The organism is Cobetia sp. MC34 (assembly GCF_018340035.1).
GTDB classification, from domain to species: Bacteria; Pseudomonadota; Gammaproteobacteria; order Pseudomonadales; family Halomonadaceae; genus Cobetia; species Cobetia amphilecti.
On sequence record NZ_JADPPY010000033.1, the window covers coordinates 17966 to 37323 of the forward strand.

A 19358-nucleotide genomic window follows, 5' to 3' on the forward strand; every position below is an offset into this window, starting at 1 on the left:
GCAGTGCCCCGATGCTGGTGGTGCGGCCTGCCGAAAGCCGCGATCTGCTCGCCCTCGAGCGGCTCGCGGCCACGGCCACGCCTCGCCTGACCAATCTACCGGCACATCGTGACCGCCTCGAGGAGCGCATTCTGCGCTCCCAGCGCAGCCTGCGAGCCGAGATCGATTTCCCCGGCGACGAGATCTACTGCTTCGTGCTGGAAGATCTCGACACTGGCGAAGTGGTCGGTACCGCCTCGCTGCGCGCCGAGGCTGGCGCGCGGGAGGCCTACTACACCTATCGTCAGGAAACGCTGATCCACGCCTCGCAGCAGCTCAATGTGCGCCACGAAGTGCAGACGCTGTCGCTGTCGCATGAGGTGTCGGATGCCACACTGCTGTGCGCGCTGTCGCTGGATGCTCGCTACCGCGAGACGGATGCGGACAGCCTGCTGCGCCGCGCACGCCTGATGTTCATCGCCCAGTACCCGGAACGCTTCGCCACCGAACTGGCGGTGGCCTTCCCGGGCTATCTGGAAACACGCGACGAGCGCCAGGTCAGTCCGTTCTGGGACAGCGTCGGCCAGCACTTCTTTGATCGTGATTTCAATGAAATCAATCAGATGGCGGGGGTGCGCTCCAAGAGCTTCATCGCCGAGGTCATGCCGCCGTTCCCGCTCTATCTGCCGCTGCTCACGCCCCAGGCGCGCGCCGCCATCGGGCGTGAGAATCCGCGTCATGAGTACGCCATGCAGGAGATGCTCGCCGAGGGCTTCTCGCGCTCGCGTCATGTCGACATCTTCGATGCCGGCCCATTGCTGCTGGCGGAGTGCGAGCGACTGCACACCTTCAAGCAGTGCGGTTGGCATCCGGTGCGTATCCGTCCGCAGGAAAGCCTGCCGGATGCGGTGCCGGCGATGGTGGCCAACCAGCGTCTCGGCGATTTCCGCTGCGTGCTGGCGCGCTATGCCCTGACGCCGACCGGCCAGCTGATGCTGACGCCGCAGCAGGCCGAGGTGCTGGGTGTGGAAGAGGGGCGTGCGGTGCTTGCCGTGCCGATGCCATTGCCGACGATGGATGAGGGAGAGTTGTAATGCGCATTCGTCCTATCGCTCGACATGATATCGAAGGCCTCAAGGTACTGGCGCGGGAAACCGGTGTCGGCTTCACCTCGCTGCCGGACAATCATGAGTTTCTCAGCGCCAAGATAGAGCGCACCCTGGCCGCCTTCGAGGGCCGCGAACCCAGCGATGATCGCCTGTACTTCTTCGTGCTCGAGGATGATCGCGATGGCAGCATCGCGGGCTGCTGTGCCATCGAGGCCTGCGTGGGCACCGATGCGCCGTTCTATCACTACCGTCTCGGTTCGCTGGCGCACTCCTCGGTGCAGCTCGATCTGCATCGCACCCTGGATACGCTGACGCTGTGCTCCGATCACACCGGCGATGCCGAGGTCTGCTCGCTGTTCCTGCGTGAGGGCTGGCGCAAGGACCGCAACGGCGCGCTGCTCTCCAAGGTGCGCTGGCTGTTCATGGCCCAGTTCCGCGTGGCCTTCCCCGACAAGGTGCTGGCCGAGATGCGCGGTGTCTTCACGCCCGAAGGGCGCAGCCCGTTCTGGGAGTGTCTGGGCAGCCACTTCTTCCCGATGGACTTCAATGAGGCCGACCACCTCACCGGCATGGGCCAGAAGAGCTTCATCGGCGAGCTGATGCCCAAGTTCCCGATCTATACGCCGTTTCTCTCCGAGCCCGCGCGGGCTGCCATCGGGCAGGTGCATGAGCACACCCGACCGGCGGTGGCGATGCTCAAGAAGGAAGGGCTGCGCTGGGAAGGCTACGTCGACATCTTCGATGGCGGCCCGACGGTCGAGGCCTATATCGATGATGTGCGTGCCGTGCGTGACAGCCAACTGGCGAGTGTCGAGGTCATCGCGTCCGATGCCCCGGCCTGCGAGCGTCCCGCCGTCATGGCCGCCACCACCGGCATGGCCGACTTCCGTGCCAGCTGGATCAGCCACGACGTCACCCGGGACGACTCCGGCGCCTGCCATGTGCGTCTGCACCGTGATGAGGCCGAACGCCTCGGCGTCACCGGCGGTGACACGCTGCGCGTGCTGGCCGGCTGAAGCGTCCGCCACGGGCATCCGCTTCTTCGCGCCATCTCGCAGGCGCACACCGCCTTGCGTCCTTTTGCCATCAGCGGGGCAGATCGCCAACTGCCCCGTTACTTCTTGTTCAGCGTCGCTCGCGCGGCGCGCCCTTTCGATGAGGCATGCCATGACCACTACGAATTCAACTCCCGTCACACTCAACGTGCGTCAACAGCTCTTCATCGACGGCGCGTGGCAAGCGGGTGAGGCCGCATCCTTCACCAAGACCGACCCCGTCTCCCACGCACCTCTGTGGCAGGGCGCCGCTGCCACTGCCGAGCAGGTCGAGCAGGCCGTCGCGGCAGCGCGTCAGGCATTCCCGGCCTGGGCGCGCCTGGGCTTCGAGGCGCGTCTGGCGGTGGTGGAGCGCTTCCGCGATCAGCTGGAGCAGCATCGCGAAGCGCTGGCGATCAGCATCGCCAGCGAAACCGGCAAGCCGCTGTGGGAAGCGCGCACCGAGGTCGGCGCGATGATCGGCAAGATCGCGATCTCGGTGAAGGCCTATCACGAGCGTACCGGCGAGCGCGCCAAGGATGTCGCGGGCACCCAGGCAGTCCTGCGCCACCGTCCGCACGGCGTGATGGCCGTCTTCGGCCCCTACAACTTCCCGGGTCATCTGCCCAACGGCCACATGGTGCCGGCGCTGCTGGCGGGCAATGCCTGTGTGTTCAAGCCCTCCGAGCTGACCCCGGCTACCGCCGATCTCACCCTGCAGTGCTGGGAGGCCGCGGGCCTGCCGGCCGGCGTGATCAATCTGGTGCAGGGCGCGGCGGAAGTCGGCCAGGCTCTGTCCCAGTCCGAGGGCATCGATGGGCTGCTGTTCACCGGCAGTGCCAAGGTCGGCAAGCTGCTGCACCGTCAGTTCGCCGGTCAGGTCGGCAAGCTGCTGGCGCTGGAGCTGGGTGGCAACAACCCGCTGGTGGTGCGCGATGTGCAGGATGAAGCCGCCGCGGTGCTGGCGATCATCCAGTCGGCCTTCGCCTCGGGCGGTCAGCGCTGTACCTGTGCGCGACGCCTGATCGTGCCGCAGGGCGAGGTCGGTGATCGTCTGATCGAGACACTGGCCACGGCACTGCGCGAGCTGCGGGTGGCGGGGCAGTTCGCGCAGGACGCCCCCTTCTATGGCGGCCTGGCAAGCCTCGCCGCGGCCGAGGGGCTGCTCAAGGCGCAGGACGATCTCGAAGCGCTGGGCGGCAACGTCATCGTGCGCATGCAGCAGGTGGAAGAGGGCACCAGTCTGCTCAGCCCGGCGCTGATCGATGTCACCGGCCTTGCGCTCGAGGACGAGGAATTCTTCGGTCCGCTGCTCAAGATCCACCGCTATGCCGATTGGGACGACGCCATCACGCTGGCCAATGACACCCGCTACGGCCTCTCGGCCGGGCTGATCGGGGGCGATCGCGCTGACTGGGACGACTTCCTGCTGCGCATTCGCGCAGGCATCGTCAACTGGAACCGCCAGACCACCGGCGCCTCCGGCGATGCGCCCTTCGGTGGCATCGGCGACAGCGGCAACCATCGCCCCAGCGCCTATTACGCCGCCGACTATGTCAGCTATCCGGTCGCCTCGATGGAAGCTGAGGAGCTGGCGCTGCCCGCGAACCTGCCGGCCGGTATCCGTCTGTAAGGCCGTCCGTTCGGGCACCGCTGCCGCTTACCCATTGTTGACCACGACGCCCGCCGTGCCTGTTTGCTGAGCTGGCAAGGCGTCGTGGCAGGAGACCTTCATGTCCGACACCCTGTATCAAGAGATCAATTTCGATGGCCTGGTCGGCCCGACCCACAACTACGCCGGTCTGGCGCATGGCAACGTGGCCTCGATGCGCCACGGCGGGCTGGCCTCCAACCCGCGCGAAGCCGCGCTGCAGGGCCTCGACAAGATGAAGTCGCTGGCGGATCTGGGTTATGCACAGGGGATTCTGCTGCCGCAGCAGCGCCCGGACCTTGGCGCACTGCGCGACCTCGGCTTCACCGGCAGCAACGCCCAGGTGTTGAAGGCGGCCAGCGAGCAGGCCCCGCAGCTTCTGCGCGCGGTGTGTTCCGCCTCCAGCATGTGGACGGCGAACGCCGCCACCGTCACGCCGTCGCGCGACAGCGGAGATGGCCGCGTGCACTTCACGCCGGCCAACCTGCAATCCAGCTTCCACCGCTACCTGGAGCCCGCGACCACCGGGCGCATCCTGGGCGCCATCTTCGCCGACGAGGGCCACTTCGCGCATCACCCCGCGCTGCCCGCGACGCCGGCCTTCTCCGATGAGGGCGCCGCCAACCATACGCGGCTGTGCGATGGCCACGGCGGGCCGGGCGTGCATCTCTATGTCTATGGCCGCCAGGCCTTCGGCGGTGATGGCGTCGAACCGCGTCGCTATCCGGCGCGCCAGACGCTGGAAGCCAGTCAGGCCGTCGCGCGTCAGCATGGCCTGAGCGAAGAGCAGGTGGTATTCGCCCAGCAGCACCCGGACGCCATCGATGCCGGCGTTTTCCACAACGACGTCATCGCGGTGGGCAATGGCCCGGTGCTGTTCTATCACGAGCTGGCCTTCCGCGATGAAGAGGCGGTGCTTGACGAGATTCGCGCCAAGCTGTCCACGCCGCTGATCCCGATCCGCGTGCCGTTGGAAGCCGTCAGCCTCGAGGATGCCGTCTCCTCCTATCTGTTCAATTCTCAGCTGCTCTCCAACGACGATGGCAGCATGACGCTGGTGGTGCCGGGTGAGTGCCAGGAGAACGAGGCGGTATGGAACGCACTGCAGAACGCGATTCTGGCCGGCCCGAACCCGATCGGCGAAGTACTGGTCAAGGACGTGAAGCAGAGCATGCGCAATGGCGGTGGCCCGGCTTGCCTGCGTCTGCGCGTGGTGCTCAGCGAAGCCGAGCGCGCCGCGCTGTCCGGGCGCGTGATGATGACCGATACGCTGCACGCCGAGCTGGGTGACTGGGTCAAGCGTCACTACCGTGACAGCCTGATACCGGCAGACCTTGCCGATCCGCAGCTGGCCGAGGAAACCTTGGCGGCACTGGATGAGCTGACGCGGCTGCTGAAGGTCGGCAATGTCTACGCCTTCCAGCGCTGATCGCCCTCGCTGAAGTCCTGAACGACACAGCCCCCATCGGTCTCGCCGGTGGGGGCTGTGTCGTTGTGGATATGTGATCAGAGGTCTGAGATGTGAGCGGCGGATGCCGTGGCGCGATTCAGGCCAGCTGTGGCTGGATCACGCGCGTGGGCTCGCGGCGCACCGGCCAGTGCACGATGGCGGCCAGCAGACCGAAGATGCCGCTGGAGATCCATAGCAGGTCGTAGCTGCCGGTCAGCTGATAGACCACACCACCGCCCCAGGCCCCCAGGAAGGCACCGACCTGATGAGCGGCCAGCACCATGCCGAACACGAAGGCCTGACGCTTCTGGCCGAAGTAGAGCGCCACGGCCTGACTGGTCAGCGGCACCGTCGACAGCTACAGAATGCCCATGATCGCGCCGAAGGCGTAGAGCAGCATGCTGCTGGGCGGGATGACGACCATGGCCATCACCAGCGCGGCGCGGCACAGATAGATCAGCATCAACAGCTGCGGCGGGTGACGGCGGCCGCCCCAGGCACCGAACAGGATGGTGCCGGCGATATTGAGCGCGCCGATGATCGCCAGCGTGTTGCCGGCCACGTTCAGGGGCAGGCCGCAGGCGACCACGAAATTGGGCAGGTGGGTGGCGATGAAGGCGACATGCACGCCGCAGACGAAGAAGCCGCCGGCGAGCGCCAGAAAGCGCCGGTCCTGCAGCAGCGGGCCCTGGCTCGGGATATCCTCCTCCGCTGGTGCCTCACTGCCGGCCGGCGGGCGACGCAGCAACGGCAGGGCCATGGGAATCAGCAGCAGACAGCTGGCGCCGAGAGCCAGCATGGCGATCTTCCAGTCGATCAGCACCAGCATCGGGGTCGCGACCGAGTAGATCAGTTGCCCGAAGGAGCCGCCGGCCGAGGCGATGCCCAGCCCGATGCCACGATGCTGGAGGGGGACCACGCGCGTGACGGCAGCCAGCACCAGCGGGAAGGTGGTCGCCCCGATGCCGGCCAGCACGCCGGCGCCCAGCATCCACACCGTCGGGGTCGGCCAGAGGGCGGTGACGCCCATGCCGACCGCGTAGCACAGGCTACCGACGAGGAAGACGCTGAGCGTGCCGAAGCGGTCCGACAGCTTGCTGGCGATGGGCGCGGCCAGTCCGAAGACCAGATTCTGGATGGCAAGCGCGAATGACAGACTCCCCATGCCCCAGGTGACTTCGCTGGCCATCGGTGGCAGCATGAAGCCCATGGCCTGCCGCGCGCCGGTATTGATGGCGAGAATCAGCGCTGCCAACGCGATCGCTGCCTTCCAGTTCAGTTGCATGTCTGGCCCACCCCTGTCGTTATCATTGTGCTGCGGACTCCACTGCCTGTGGGCGGAAGATCACCTTGAGACCTTGGTCTCTATATTCCACTTTATTCTCATGGATGGGCGCATCCCGAATACGTCAACGACGGTAGCAGAAGCGACAGCGCAGTCGTTGCTTGTCACGTATGGTCGTGCCGCGGACGTCGCCGACCCCGCCATCTCAGGAAGTAGTGATGCATATCGGTCTGCTGCAATGCGATGACGTCAATCCGGCCCTCATCGAGCGGCATGGCAACTATCCCGCCATGTTCCAGGCTCTGCTCACTAGCAGCGACCCGGATATTCGGCTCAGCGTCTGGCGCTGCCTGGATGGCGAGTTTCCCGAGCAGCTGGATGCCTGCGATGGCTGGCTGATCACGGGGTCAAAACATGGCGTCAATGATGGGCTCGCCTGGATCACGACACTGTGTGAGTTCGTCCGGCGCGTGCATGCGGCAAAGCTGCCGCTGGTCGGTGTCTGCTTCGGCCATCAGGTGATCGCCAGGGCCTTGGGGGGCGAGGTGGAGAAACATGCGCGCGGCTGGGGTGTCGGCCTGTCGTTCAATCGTGTCTGCGCGCAACGCCCCTGGATGCAACCGCCGCAAGCAGGGCTGGATCTCATCGTCAGCCATCAGGATCAGGTCAGTGTCCTGCCTGCCGATGCCCGGGTGCTGGCGGACAGCGCCTTCTGTGCCTTCTATCTGATCGAGGTGGGCAGCTGCCTCGGCGTGCAGGGGCATCCCGAGTTCAGTTCCGCCTACTCACGTGACCTGATGAGGCTGCGTCGCGAACAGATTGGCGAACATCGCGTGCGCGAGGGCGAAGCCTCCCTGAGTGTCACGCCAGACAGCGCCGTGATGACGCAATGCATGCTGGCCTTCATTCGCCACTGGCGTTGAGGCCTGACGAGCGCAGGGCGCTTTTTTCACGCCCCGTCAGCAACGGGCAGCAGCCATCAGGCGTCGGCAGGGACTGTCATCTATCAGGCGCCGGCAGGCATCGGTGACGAATCGTGCCCGGCTTGCGTGGAATCCACTGCCGATCGCACCCCGCGAAACGCTATACTGTCATGCATGTCACATGCGCTGTTTACCATGGCGGGTGCCATATCCCGGCCTGGTGTCATGCCCCGGTCTCGCGACACTACACTGTTTCCCGTTTGGCACCATGGTGCTGAGTCGTGACCTGTAGAATTTCGCCATTCGGGGTATGCCAATCGCGCAGCCTGCCCGACATGCAACGTGCCGTTCGCCCCCTGACACCGGACACACGCAGCGTCAGTCTACTGACGCCATGTCGAGTCATGCCGTCGCGCCGCTCTGTATCCCAGCTCTGTATCTCAATCCTGTCCCTGCTTCATGCTCCTGAGGAGAAGCCCTTGGCCAACTTCACTCTGAACGGCAAGGCCGTCAGTCTCGAGGTCGATCCGCAAACCCCGCTGTTATGGGTGCTGCGTGAGCACCTGGGTCTGACCGGCACCAAGTTCGGTTGCGGCATCGCCCAGTGCGGCGCCTGTACCGTGCACCTGAACGGCACAGCGGCGCGTACCTGTGTCCTGCCGGTTCTGGCCGCCGAAGGTGGTGACATCGTCACCATCGAGGGGCTGGCCGAGAACGATGACCACCCGCTGCAGCAGGCCTGGGTCGAGGAGCAGGTGCCGCAGTGCGGTTACTGCCAGTCCGGCCAGATCATGCAGGCCGCCGACTTTCTCAAGAACACGCCCGACCCCACCGATGAGCAGGTCACCGCCGCCATGGCCGGCAACCTGTGTCGCTGCATGGCCTACGTGCGCATCCATCGCGCAGTGAAGCGTGCCGCCACCATCGCCAATGAGCGTGCCACCAGCCAGGTGAGCGGTCAGCAGACCGACGCCACGGCCGCGACTGCCGGCGTCGGCACCTTCGATCCGCGTGCCACGGCAGGCACCGTATCCCATTCTGCTGTCGAGGAGACGTCTCATGGCAAGGTTTGATGACAAGCTGGCCGCGCATCAGCGCGAGCTTGCTGCCGCGCACAAGACTTCCTCGAGCCGCGGCGGTATCACGCGGCGTGGCTTCCTGATCGGCAGTGTGGCGGGTTCCACCATGCTGGCCTTCGGCGTGTCCGGCGCGGCGCTGGCCGCCGGGGCAGACGGCAAGGGTTCGGCCAGCGAGACGCTGTCCGCCGGGGCCTTCGAGCCGACCATGTGGTACGCCATCGCCACTGATGGCACCGTCACCGTGCATATCACCAAGTCCGAGATGGGCCAGCACGTCGCCACCAGCCTCGCGCGTCTGGTGGCCGAGGAGCTGGAAGCCGACTGGGACAGCGTCAAGGTCGATTACGTCGACAGCGCCCCCAAGTGGGGCTACATGATCACCGGCGGCAGCTGGTCGGTTCACCAGAGCTACCAGCCGCTGTCACAGGCCGGCGCGGCGGGACGTATCGCACTGATCGAGGCGGGCGCTCAGCAGATGGGCGTGGCGGTCGAGAGCTGCAAGGCGCGCAAGGGTCGCGTCATCAGTGGCGATCAGTCGCTGAGCTATGGCGAGATCGTCGCGGCGGGGCTGGAGCGCAGCTTCTCCGAGGAGGAGCTTGCGGCCATCGAGCTCAAGCCGGCCTCCGAGCGTCGCGTGCTGGGCACCAGGGGCAACGCGCTGGACGTGCCGCCCAAGACCAACGGTCAGGCCGTCTACGGCATCGACTACACCCTGCCGGCAGATATCGAGGCGCGTGTCGGCAAGACATTGCATGCGCGTCCGGTAATGCCGCCGAGCCGCTTCGGCTGCAAGGTCACCGCCGTCGATGACAGCGAGGCCCGCAAGGTCATCGGTTATCGCCAGACCATCGAACTCAAGGACCCGTCCGGCATCTGCCAGGGCTGGCTTGCGGTCATCGCCGACAACTTCTCGGCAGCCATGCGCGCCACCGATCTGCTCAAGGTCGAGTGGAGCAAGGGCGACAGCTATCAGGTCGACGAGACGGCGATCCAGGCCGAGGGCCAGCGTCTGGTCAGCTCGCCGAGCCGCGACAATGGCTCGCTGCTGGTGGATCAGGGCGACCCTGCACCGCTGCTCGAGAATGCCGCCACCACGGTGGAATCCACCTTCACCACCTCAAGCGTGCTGCACTTCACGCTGGAGCCGGCCAATGCGCTGGCCTACGAAGAGGATGGCCACTGGCACATCCACTGTGGCAACCAGCAGCAGTCCCTGCTGACCTCGCTGGTCACCAAGGCGCTGGAGCTCGAGGAAGGCAAGGTCACCCATCACCAGCTGTATCTGGGCGGTGGTTTCGGCCGTCGTCTGCACGGTGACTACGCCGTGCCGGCAGCGCTGGCCTCCAAGGCCGTGGGGCGTCCGGTGAAGATGATCTTCACGCGCCCGGATGACAGCCGCTTCGATTGCGTGCGCTCGCCCTCGGTGCAGCGCCTGCGTTCCGGTCTCGATGCCGAGGGGCGTGTCGTGGCCTCCGAGCACGCCGCCGCCGCCGGCTGGCCGACGGCGGCCCTGATGCCGGCCTTCATGGCGGAAGCCATTGAAGGTGGCGGCAAGCTGGACTCCTTCTCCATCAGCGGCGCGGACCACTGGTACAACGTCGGCACCCAGCGTGTCTGGGCGCAGCAGAACAAGGTCGCCCACGAGGCCTTCGTGCCCGGCTACCTGCGCTCCGTCGCACCGGGCTGGACGCTGTGGGCGGTCGAACAGCATATCGATGAGCTGGCACTGGCGGCCGAGCAGGACCCGGCCGAATTCCGTCTCGCGCTGCTGGACGCCGAAGGCCGCAACGCCGGCAAGGCGCCGGTCAGCACCGGCGGTGCCGAGCGTCTGCGCAACGTGCTCAAGCGCGTGATGGAGAAGTCCGGCTGGAGCGAGCGCGACAGCCTGCCGGCAGACACCGGCATGGGTGTGGCACTGAGCTTCGGTCAGGAACGCAGCATGCCGACCTGGGTGGCCTGTGTGGCACGGGTCAAGGTCGATCGCGCCACCGGCGAGGTCAAGCTCGAGAAGCTGACCAGCGTGGTCGATGCCGGAACGCTGGCGCATCCGGATGGTGCCATGGCGCAGCTGGAAGGCTCGCTCCTGTGGGGCGTCTCGATGGCGATGCACGAAGGCACCGAATACCGCGAGGGCGGCCCGGTGGCGCAGAATCTGGGCGCCTACCAGCCGCTGCGCATGCATCAGGTGCCGCAGATGGATCTCGAATTCGTCGACAGCACCGAGATGCCGGTCGGTCTCGGCGAGCCGGGCACCACGGTGGTCGCACCGGCAATCGCCAACGCCATTCAGCATGCGGTCGGCGTGCGCCTGCGTGACCTGCCGATGCGTCCGGCGGCGCTCAAGGCCGCGCTCAGCGAGGCCTGATCTTCCCCGGTGAATGCCTCTGATACCCGCCACTCCGGCATGCCCGGGTGGCGGGTTTCGTGTCTTCAGGCCGGGCGCAGGCTTCTGATATGAGAGATTATTGATGCAACACCTTGATCTTGAAGTGATCCATCAGGCGATCGACTGGCTGGCACCCGCAGATGGCGAGCCATCCGCGCGCCCGATCTGGCTATGTACGGTGCTGGCCACCTTCGGCTCCTCACCGCGTGAGCCGGGTACCTGGCTGGTGGCGCGTGTCGATGGGCAGCATCGTGGTTCGCTGTCCGGCGGCTGTGTCGAGGAAGACTTTCTGGCGCGCCTGGCTGACGGGGAGTTCACCGCGCCCGCCCAGGTGATCCGCTATGGCGAGGGCGGCCACCAGGGCGCGGGGATCGCCTTGCCCTGTGGCGGCATTCTGGACGTACTGGTCGAGCGCTTCACGGCCTGTGATGCGGACATCGCGCATCTCGAGGCGTTGCGCGCGGCGCTCGAGGGCCAGACGCCGCGTCTGCGCCAGGTGATGCTGGAGGGGGATGGCGCGCGTGCGCTTCAGCACGACAGCGGGCTGGGGGAGCGGGTCGAACCACTCAAGGGCCACGCGGGTGAGGCGTGCGGCTATCAGCTGCGGGTCGGGCCGGTGGCGCGTCTGCTGCTGGCGGGGCTCTCGCCGGTGGCGGAAGCCTGCGCCGCCTTCGCCGTCAGCCTCGGCTTCGAGGTGATCATCTGCGAGCCGCGCGAGGAAGTGCTGGCCGACTGGGATGCCCGCAAGGCGCCGCTCGGGGGCGTTAGCCTGCGCCGTGAGCTGCCGTCACGCTTCATCGCCGCCGGCGGCTGTCATGCCGCCACCGCCGTGGTCGCGCTGACCCACGACCCGCGTATCGATGATCTGGCGATGATCGAGGCGGTACGCCAGCCCGCGTTCTATATCGGCGTGATGGGCTCGCTGCGTACCTCAACGGCGCGCGCCGAGCGGCTGGCACGCAGCGGTGGACTCAGCGCCGAGGAGATCGCGCGCATCGTGATGCCGATCGGGCTGAATCTGGGCAGCAAGACACCGGCCGAGATCGCGCTGGCGGTGATGGCCGATATCGTGCGCATCCGTCGTGGCCGCGCTCGCGAGAGCCTGTGAGGCCGCTCAGAGGGCAGTCAGGGAGATCGCCCATGAATGAGTCGATCATTCTGGTCATGGCCGCGGGGCAGAGTCGCCGCTTCGGCAGTGACAAGCGTCGGGCGCGTCTGGCGGATGGCCAGACACTGCTGATGGCGACGCTTTCGCGGGTCATGTCCTGTGAGGTGGACTGGCGTCTGCTGCTGCGTGAGGACGATGATCCCGCCGTACTGTTGGGAGAGGCGTTCGCGCGTGAGCATGCCGAGCGGATCTGGCGTACGCCGCAGGCGGGCAATGGTCTCGGCGCCAGTCTCGGCGATGCCTTCCGTCAGCTCAGTGATGAGGCTGGTTTGGCACATGTGCAGGTGGCGGCGGTATGGCTGGCGGACATGGCGCAGATCACGGCGCAGACCTTTCATGTCCTTCGGGCCGAGGCTCAGGCCGATGGCGTGCATATCGTGCGACCGAGGCTTGAAGGCGAGGGCGGCCTCGGGCATCCGGTGCTGTTCGGGCGGGCGCTGTGGGCAGAGCTTGCGACGCTTGAAGGCGGCGAGGGCGCGCGCGAGGTGATCGCGCGACATCGCGAGGCGCTGCGTCAGGTGGCAGTCGGTGATGTCGGAATCCATCACGACATCGACACGCCAGCGATGCTGAGGCTCAGAGGCTGAGACAGAAACTGAAACTGAAACTGAATGACTGAGGCCGAGGAACCGCATGCGCTGGAAACAGGCTTGCTTCAGATAGCAAAAGGCCCCGTCACTCAAAGGTGACGGGGCCTTTTGCTATCTGCGTATTGTGTTACAGCGTGCGCATATCCAGCAGCTTGATGCTCTGGATGCGCGGCTCGCCCCAGCTCAGGTCGAGCACCCACTCGGCGTCGAAATGCGTGTGCAATACGCTGCCATCGCGCATGGCGGCGCGGTGCTCACCGCCCATGCGCAGGGTGGCGCTGTCGAGGCTGTTGCGCTGCGCACGCACCCAACCGAGTGCATGGCCATTGACCAGCAGCTCGCTGCGACGCTGCTCCCAATTGGCCAGGTACTCGCTGCCGGTCAGGGTTTCATCCAGCAGCTGGATGGAAGCCTCCTCGCCCAGCAGTTCCGCCAGTTCGATAGCAGGCGCCATGCGGTTGAGCATGGAGAGCCAGCGGTGCGCGAAGTTTTCGAGTTCGGCCTCGAGGGCCAGATCATTGAAGGTATCGGCGTACATGGCACCTGCTCCCGAGTGGGTAAATATTGATGGGCATTATGCCGAGAGTCGTGAGCAGTAAACATGCCACGAACGGAATGGCAGTGTTGCCAACGGGGAGTCAATGCTTCAACGGTTGCTGAAGCCGCGACGCCCCGTGGCGTTTGCCTGTTCTCGATCTCTCGGGAGAGTGGTCGTATCAGTGGATGGCTCAGTGGCCGTATCAGTGGTCGTATCAATGAATGCGGCGGCCTGACTCGCCATTGCTGCCCGGCGTGTCAGTGTCCTGATGCGATTCACGTTTCTCGACCAGGCGGCGGATACCGACATAGAACAGCGGTGTCAGCAGCAGGCCGAACACGGTGACGCCGATCATGCCGGAGAACACCGCCACGCCCATCGCCTGACGCATCTCGCTGCCGGCTCCGGTGGCAAGTACCAGTGGCACCACGCCGGCGGTGAAGGCCACCGATGTCATCAGGATGGGGCGCAGGCGCAGGCGACAGGCCGTCAGCACGGCGTCCAGGCGACTCTGACCTTCATGCTGCTGCTCACGAGCGAACTCGACCAGCAGGATGGCGTTCTTGCACGCCAGCGCCACGAGCACGATCAAGCCGATCCGCGTGAAGATGTTGTTGTCGCCCCCCGTCAGCCACACGCCGGCCAGCGCCGACAGCAGCGTCATCGGCACGATCAGGATGATCGCCAGCGGCAGCGACCAGCTCTCGTACTGGGCGGCCAGCACCAGGAATACCAGCAGCACCACCAGCGGGAAGATGTAGATCATGGTGTTGCCGGCCAGCACCTGCTGGTAGGTCACCTCCGTCCACTCGTAGCCGATGCCCTGTGGCAGGTTGTCGGCCAGCACTTCCTCGATGGCGGCCTTGGCCTGATCACTGGAGACGCCCGGCGCCGGTGAGCCGTTGATATCGGCGCTGACGAAGGTGTTGTAGTGCATCACGCGGTCCGGGCCGGTGGTCGGTGTCACCTTGACGAAGCTGCCCAGCGGTATCATGCGGCCGTTGTCGCTGCGCACCTTGAGGTTGCGGATGTCATCCGGGTCGAGACGCGCCGACTGCTCAGCCTGGGCACGCACCTGATAGGTACGCCCGAAGCGGTTGAAGTCATTGACGTACAGCGAGCCCATGTACACCTGCAGGGTTTCGAAGGCACGTTCCACCGGCACCCCCATGATCATCGCCTGCTCGCGATCCAGATCGATGTCGTACTGCGGCACCTGGATGCGGAAGCTGGAGTAGACACTGCTCAGACGTGGGTCAGCATTGCCCTTGGCGGTGATGGTCTGCACGGCGGAGAACAGCTCATCGAAGCCCTTGTTGCCGCGGTCCTGCAGCTGCAACTTGAAGCCCCCCGTAGTGCCCAGGCCCAGAATCGGCGGCGGCGGGAAGACGGCGACGAAGGCCTCGTCGATCCCCGCGAATTTCTGGTTCAGCTGAGCGGCGATCGCCTGACCGGAAAGCTCGGGCGACTGTCGCTCATCGAAGTCCGCCAGGGTCGCGAACACGATGCCGGAGTTGGAGGCATTGACGAAGCCGTTCACGGAGAGCCCCGGGAAGGCCACGGTGTGTGCCACGCCCGGTGTGTTCAGCGCCAGCGCCTGCATCTCGTCGATGACCTCGGAGGTGCGGTCGAGGCTGGCGGCGTCCGGCAGCTGGGCCATCGCGACCAGGTACTGCTTGTCCTGCCCGGGGATGAAGCCGCCGGGCACGCTGTCGAACAGCTTGCCGGTGGCGCCGAGCAGTACGACATACAGCAGGCCGACGATGACACCGAAGCGCAGCAGCTTCTTGATCAGGCCGGTATAGCCGTTGGCCATTGCACTGAAGGCGCGGTTGAACGGCGCGAACAGCCAGCGACCGAACAGGCCATCGATGACGCGGGTCAGCCAGTCAGGCTTGGCACCGTGGGGCTTGAGCAGCAGAGCCGACAGCGCCGGTGACAGCGTCAGCGAGTTGAAGGCCGAGATGAGCGTCGAGATGGTGATGGTCAGCGCGAACTGCTTATAGAACTGACCGCTCAGGCCACTGATGAAGGCCGTCGGCACGAATACCGCCGTCAGCACCAGCGCGATGGCGATGATCGGGCCGGTCACCTCACGCATGGCGATCTGGGTGGCCTCGATGGGCGAGTGGCCCAGCTCGATGTTGCGCTCGACATTCTCCACCACCACGATGGCGTCATCGACGACGATACCGATGGCGAGCACCAGCCCGAACAGCGACAGCGTATTGATCGACACGCCCATCAGCTGCATGACCGCAAACGTCCCGATCAGCGAGACCGGCACCGCGATCAGCGGAATGATCGAGGCCCGCCAGGTCTGCAGGAACAGGATCACCACTATCACTACCAGCAGGATGGCCTCGAACAGGGTGTCGATGACCGCCTCGATGGAGCCGCGCACGAAGACCGTCGGGTCGTAGACGATGTCGTAGCTGACGCCATCCGGAAAGGCCTCTGACATCTCGCTCATGCTCTCGCGCACGGAATCCGACAGCGCGATGGCATTCGAGCCGGGACGCTGGAAGATCGGCATCGCCACGGCGTCCTTGCCATCCAGCTGCGCGCGCAGCGAATAGCTGTCGGCGCCCAGTTCGACACGCGCCACATCCTTCAGGCGTGTCAGGCGGCCATCTTCATCGACACGGATGACGATGTTCTCGAATTCCTCGGCGCTCTCCAGGCGGCCCCGCACATTGAGCAGGCGCTGGAACTGGTTATCGTCAGGCGAGGGCTGGGCACCGACGGAACCGGCGGCGACCTGCTGATTCTGGGCACGCAGGGCACTGATGATGTCACCGGCAGACAGGCCCCGCGCCGCCACGGCGTCCGGGTCGAGCCACACGCGCATCGAGTACTCGCCGGCACCGAACAGCTGCACGTCGCCGACCCCCTCGAGACGGGCGAGATTGTCCTTCAGGTTCAGGCGCGCGTAGTTGGACAGCCACAGCTGGTCATAGCGGCCATCCGGGGAGGTCAGGTGGACCACCATCGTCAGGTTGGGCGAGGCCTTCTCGGTGGTGATGCCGAGCTGCTGAACCTCCTGCGGCAGGCGTGGCGTGGCGCGGGCCACACGGTTTTGCACCTGCACCTGGGCCTTGTCCAGGTCAGTGCCCAGCGCGAAGGTCACCGTCAGGGTCAGGTTGCCGTCGGAGGTCGCCTGGGAGTCCATGTACAGCATGCTTTCGACGCCGGTGATTTCCTGCTCCAGCGGCGTGGCGACGGTGGCACCGATGACTTCGGGGTTGGCACCCGGGTAGTTGGCGCGCACTACCACGGTGGGCGGCACGACTTCCGGATACTCGGAGATGGGCAGCTGGAACAGCGACAGCATCCCGGAGATGACGATCAGGATCGACAGCACCGCGGCGAAGACCGGGCGCTTGATGAAGAAGCTGGAGATATTCACGAACGGCCTCCGGCTGCCTGACGGTCAGCCTCGGCCAGTGTCGCGGCGTCCTGGTCGTTGTCCTGATCCAGCGGCTGGGCGGTCTGCTGCTGCAGGCGCGAGATACGCGCGGCGAGTGCCTTGAGGGCACCGTCATCGGGCATCTCGACCAGCTTGGGGGTGATCGGCATGCCCGGACCTGCCTTGGCAGGCCCCGCGGCCAGCACGCGGTCACCGGCGGCCAGGCCATCGGTGACGGCACGCAGCGGGCCGAAGCGCGGGCCGGTGGTGATGCCGCGGTAGGCGAGGGTGTTGTCCTCGGCGACCACCAGCACGAACTGACGGTCCAGATCGGTGCCGATGGCGCGTTCCGGAATCAGCACGGCATCCCGGATCTCGGGCGAGGCGAGACGCAGGCGTGCAAAGGCGCCCGGACGCAGGGCGGCATCATCGGCGCTGAAGGTGGTACCGATCCGCAGGGTGCCGGTATCGATATCGACGCTGTTGTCGATGAAGTCGAGCTCACCGTGGAAGGGGAAATCCTGCTGACCGGCCAGCTGCAGTTCGACCGGCAGGTGGTCATCGGCGCTGACGTTCGCGAAGTCCTGGTTCCAGGTCAGTTCGCTGATGTCGATATAGGCGTCCAGCTGGCGGGTCTCGACCAGCGTGGTCAGCACGCTCTGGCCAGCCTGCACGGTGTTGCCACGCGTGATGCGCGCATTGGACAGGCGACCATCGATCGGGGCGCGGATGGTGGCGTAGTCCAGATCCAGACGGGCACGCTCCAGCTGGGCGATGGCGCCCTTGAGCTGTGCATTGAGGCCGGTGGCGGTAGTGCTGCGCGAATCGGCTTCCTCGCGGGAGATCAGGTTGCGCTTGACCAGACTGGCGGCGCGACCGGACTCGCTGCGGGCATTGGCCAGCTCAGCCTTGATGCGTGCGACTTCCGCTTCCAGACGCTGAACTTCGGCCTTGAAGGGGCGTTGATCAAGACGCACCAGCGGCGTGCCGGCGCTTACCTGACTGCCTTCGGTGAACAGCACTTCTTCGACTTCGCCGCTCACGCGTGGGCGCAGTTGCACGCGCTGGGGTGATTCCAGACGTGTGGTATAGGTATGCCAGGCCGCGACCGGCTGCGACTGGGCGGCGACGACTTCCATCGTCGGGGGAGTCTGTTGCGCGTTGCCGTTTTCTTCACTGTTGCCCTCGCTGCAGGCACTGAGCGCCAGAAGGCCGCCAAGGGTCAGCAGCAGGGAAGAAGCGATACGAGGAAGGCGCGCCGGACGTAAGTTCAGTCTCGACATGGGAATCTACCGTTGCAGAAGGAGTTGCACGGCATCCTAGAGAGACTGCGCATTATCGATAAGTCCCATCAGACACACTGCTTTGATGCTTAAATTGCACCAATTGTGTAGATGGCATGCTTTCCACGTGATGCGCTTGAGCGATTGGCCCTGTTCAGGTCGTGACAGGGTTGTCACAAGACAGGTGGCTGAATGTCACTGAACACTGCCTCAACGCAAAAACCCCGCGGCAGATGCCAACGGGGTTTGTTGTCGAACATGTCACTTGTGTCTATTGCCGCTCAACTCACGGTGCAGGCATCTCGGCGCAGGCATCACGGCATGGCTGGCATACCGCTTGACGCGACCTTACTGCTTCTCGCCGAAGTACTTGGTATGGATGGTGTCGTAGGTGCCATCGGCCTTCAGTTCGGCCAGGGCGCCATTGATCTGCTCGGCCAGGTCCTTGTCACGCTTGCGCATGGCGATACCGAAGCCGTCGCCGAAGTACTTCTTGGGCTCGGTGACCACTTCACCCACGGCCTTGTAGTTGCCGTTGCCGCCGTCGATCAGGGTGGACTTGCCGACCGGGAAGTCGAGGAAGGCGATGTCGAGACGACCCGCTTCCATGTCCAGCACCAGGTCATCGGCGGTGGTGTAGCGCTTGACCTCGGCATTCTTGCCGTAGAGATCAGTGACGTAGTTGTCCTGCAGGGTGCCGCGCTGCACGCCGATGGCCTTGTCAGCCAGGGCTTCCTGGGAGGTGGCGTTCAGCTCGCTGTCGGACGGGGCGAACCAGGCGGACGGCGGGGTGATGTAGGTATCGGAGAACAGCACCTTCTCGCGGCGTTCCTCATTGATGGTCATCGAGGACATGATGGCGTCGTACTTGCGCGCCATCAGGCCGGGAATGATGCCGTCCCACGCCTGGATGACCCACTCGCAGTCGCGGTTGATCTTCGCGCAGATGGCATTGCCCAGTTCGATATCGAAACCGGTCAGCTCACCATTGGGCGTCTTGTATTCCATCGGCTCGTAGGGCACGTCGACGCCGATGCGCAGCGATTCGGCCGCCTGAGCGCCACCGGCCATCAATGCTGCACCCAGCAGGGAGATTCCCAGAAGCTTCTTCATGTCAGTCCCATCCATCATTGTTGTTGGTCATACTGGCTGATCAGTGGCATCAGACACTCCTTCCTGAACACCAGCCGTCTGAGCCGCGGACATAAGGGGGCGTGTCATGCCAGTGGCTCCACACTAGCCCAGACCGAGGCTGTGGTGAAGAGGGTCAATGGACAAATTCAAACGGTCGTTAAACGAGATGAATTCCTGCCGTTATATCCTGATATAAAAAAAGCGCCCTACAAAGGGTAATGCCAGTCAGTTAACACTGACTGGCATTTTTCTTGGCCGGATACTTCTGCGGCCGGCGCCTGACCGATCGAGGATAAGACCGTTCGCGTCGTTCCGGTAAAACGAACGACGGTGCCATGTC

The 19358-nt window shown here is 65.2% G+C and carries 15 protein-coding genes; 9 read left to right on the forward strand and 6 right to left on the reverse strand.

The annotated features are described in order from the left end of the window. The first annotated feature begins 11 nt into the window (after positions 1-11). The 4 genes from IZU87_RS14300 to astB all read left to right on the forward strand — a co-directional run bounded on the left by IZU87_RS14300 (position 12) and on the right by astB (position 5202). On the forward strand, positions 12-1073 hold the full coding sequence (locus IZU87_RS14300; RefSeq protein WP_043334469.1) for an arginine N-succinyltransferase: 1062 nt from the start codon (positions 12-14) through the stop codon (positions 1071-1073). Further along, a complete protein-coding gene (gene astA / locus IZU87_RS14305) occupies positions 1073-2104 on the forward strand; it encodes an arginine N-succinyltransferase (RefSeq protein ID WP_213114968.1) in 1032 nt (343 codons plus the stop codon). The genes IZU87_RS14300 and astA overlap by 1 nt, the downstream gene beginning before the upstream one ends. Positions 2105-2255: 151 nt before the next feature. Then, positions 2256-3755 carry a succinylglutamate-semialdehyde dehydrogenase gene (astD, locus tag IZU87_RS14310; protein ID WP_213114969.1) on the forward strand — a complete coding sequence of 500 codons (1500 nt, stop codon included), beginning with the start codon at positions 2256-2258 and terminating at the stop codon, positions 3753-3755. Positions 3756-3855: 100 nt separating this feature from the next. Continuing rightward, positions 3856-5202, forward strand: coding sequence for an N-succinylarginine dihydrolase (gene astB, locus IZU87_RS14315; protein ID WP_213114970.1), 1347 nt, complete (start codon positions 3856-3858; stop codon positions 5200-5202). A 118-nt stretch (positions 5203-5320) separates the two neighbouring features. On the opposite strand, the gene IZU87_RS14320 is transcribed toward astB, so the two are convergent. Next, positions 5321-5572, reverse strand: coding sequence for a hypothetical protein (locus tag IZU87_RS14320; protein WP_213114971.1), 252 nt, complete (start codon positions 5570-5572; stop codon positions 5321-5323). Positions 5573-5581: 9 nt separating this feature from the next. Then, on the reverse strand, positions 5582-6508 hold the full coding sequence (locus IZU87_RS14325) for an MFS transporter (protein WP_213114972.1): 927 nt from the start codon (positions 6506-6508) through the stop codon (positions 5582-5584). Between the two features lie 218 nt (positions 6509-6726). On the opposite strand from IZU87_RS14325, the gene IZU87_RS14330 reads away from it, so the two are divergent. The 5 genes from IZU87_RS14330 to IZU87_RS14350 all read left to right on the forward strand — a co-directional run bounded on the left by IZU87_RS14330 (position 6727) and on the right by IZU87_RS14350 (position 12651). Then, entirely contained in the window at positions 6727-7431 is a 705-nt protein-coding gene (locus tag IZU87_RS14330; RefSeq protein ID WP_213114973.1) for a glutamine amidotransferase-related protein, read from the forward strand. A 479-nt stretch (positions 7432-7910) separates the two neighbouring features. Continuing rightward, positions 7911-8504 carry a (2Fe-2S)-binding protein gene (locus IZU87_RS17760; RefSeq protein WP_064503317.1) on the forward strand — a complete coding sequence of 198 codons (594 nt, stop codon included), beginning with the start codon at positions 7911-7913 and terminating at the stop codon, positions 8502-8504. Further along, positions 8491-10875, forward strand: a complete 2385-nt coding sequence (locus tag IZU87_RS14340; RefSeq protein ID WP_213114975.1) for a xanthine dehydrogenase family protein molybdopterin-binding subunit — start codon at positions 8491-8493, stop codon at positions 10873-10875. The genes IZU87_RS17760 and IZU87_RS14340 overlap by 14 nt, the downstream gene beginning before the upstream one ends. 103 nt (positions 10876-10978) lie before the next feature. Further along, positions 10979-12004, forward strand: coding sequence for an XdhC family protein (locus tag IZU87_RS14345; RefSeq protein ID WP_213114976.1), 1026 nt, complete (start codon positions 10979-10981; stop codon positions 12002-12004). A gap of 32 nt (positions 12005-12036) precedes the next feature. Then, positions 12037-12651, forward strand: a complete 615-nt coding sequence (locus tag IZU87_RS14350; protein ID WP_213114977.1) for a nucleotidyltransferase family protein — start codon at positions 12037-12039, stop codon at positions 12649-12651. Between the two features lie 130 nt (positions 12652-12781). On the opposite strand, the gene IZU87_RS14355 is transcribed toward IZU87_RS14350, so the two are convergent. The 4 genes from IZU87_RS14355 to IZU87_RS14370 all read right to left on the reverse strand — a co-directional run bounded on the left by IZU87_RS14355 (position 12782) and on the right by IZU87_RS14370 (position 18997). Beyond that, positions 12782-13192 carry a hypothetical protein gene (locus tag IZU87_RS14355; protein ID WP_213114978.1) on the reverse strand — a complete coding sequence of 137 codons (411 nt, stop codon included), beginning with the start codon at positions 13190-13192 and terminating at the stop codon, positions 12782-12784. A 214-nt stretch (positions 13193-13406) separates the two neighbouring features. Continuing rightward, complete coding sequence (locus IZU87_RS14360) at positions 13407-16601, reverse strand: efflux RND transporter permease subunit (RefSeq protein ID WP_213114979.1); 3195 nt, start codon at positions 16599-16601, stop codon at positions 13407-13409. Next, positions 16598-17884 (reverse strand): efflux RND transporter periplasmic adaptor subunit, encoded by a 1287-nt coding sequence (locus tag IZU87_RS14365; protein ID WP_213114980.1) that lies wholly within the window; start codon positions 17882-17884, stop codon positions 16598-16600. The genes IZU87_RS14360 and IZU87_RS14365 overlap by 4 nt, the downstream gene beginning before the upstream one ends. A 348-nt stretch (positions 17885-18232) precedes the next feature. Then, on the reverse strand, positions 18233-18997 hold the full coding sequence (locus IZU87_RS14370; protein WP_213114981.1) for a transporter substrate-binding domain-containing protein: 765 nt from the start codon (positions 18995-18997) through the stop codon (positions 18233-18235). Positions 18998-19358 lie beyond the last annotated feature (361 nt).

Excerpts from the sequence above, each read along its gene's own strand:
- IZU87_RS14350 (WP_213114977.1), top strand. The coding sequence starts at position 12,037 with ATGAATGAGTCGATCATTCTGGTCATGGCCGCGGGGCAGAGTCGCCGC.
- astB (WP_213114970.1), top strand. The coding sequence starts at position 3,856 with ATGTCCGACACCCTGTATCAAGAGATCAATTTCGATGGCCTGGTCGGC.
- IZU87_RS14330 (WP_213114973.1), top strand. The coding sequence starts at position 6,727 with ATGCATATCGGTCTGCTGCAATGCGATGACGTCAATCCGGCCCTCATC.
- IZU87_RS14345 (WP_213114976.1), top strand. The coding sequence starts at position 10,979 with ATGCAACACCTTGATCTTGAAGTGATCCATCAGGCGATCGACTGGCTG.
- IZU87_RS14340 (WP_213114975.1), top strand. The coding sequence starts at position 8,491 with ATGGCAAGGTTTGATGACAAGCTGGCCGCGCATCAGCGCGAGCTTGCT.
- IZU87_RS14325 (WP_213114972.1), bottom strand. The coding sequence starts at position 6,508 with ATGCAACTGAACTGGAAGGCAGCGATCGCGTTGGCAGCGCTGATTCTC.
- IZU87_RS14355 (WP_213114978.1), bottom strand. The coding sequence starts at position 13,192 with ATGTACGCCGATACCTTCAATGATCTGGCCCTCGAGGCCGAACTCGAA.
- IZU87_RS14370 (WP_213114981.1), bottom strand. The coding sequence starts at position 18,997 with ATGAAGAAGCTTCTGGGAATCTCCCTGCTGGGTGCAGCATTGATGGCC.
- astA (WP_213114968.1), top strand. The coding sequence starts at position 1,073 with ATGCGCATTCGTCCTATCGCTCGACATGATATCGAAGGCCTCAAGGTA.
- astD (WP_213114969.1), top strand. The coding sequence starts at position 2,256 with ATGACCACTACGAATTCAACTCCCGTCACACTCAACGTGCGTCAACAG.
- IZU87_RS14300 (WP_043334469.1), top strand. The coding sequence starts at position 12 with ATGCTGGTGGTGCGGCCTGCCGAAAGCCGCGATCTGCTCGCCCTCGAG.
- IZU87_RS14365 (WP_213114980.1), bottom strand. The coding sequence starts at position 17,884 with ATGTCGAGACTGAACTTACGTCCGGCGCGCCTTCCTCGTATCGCTTCT.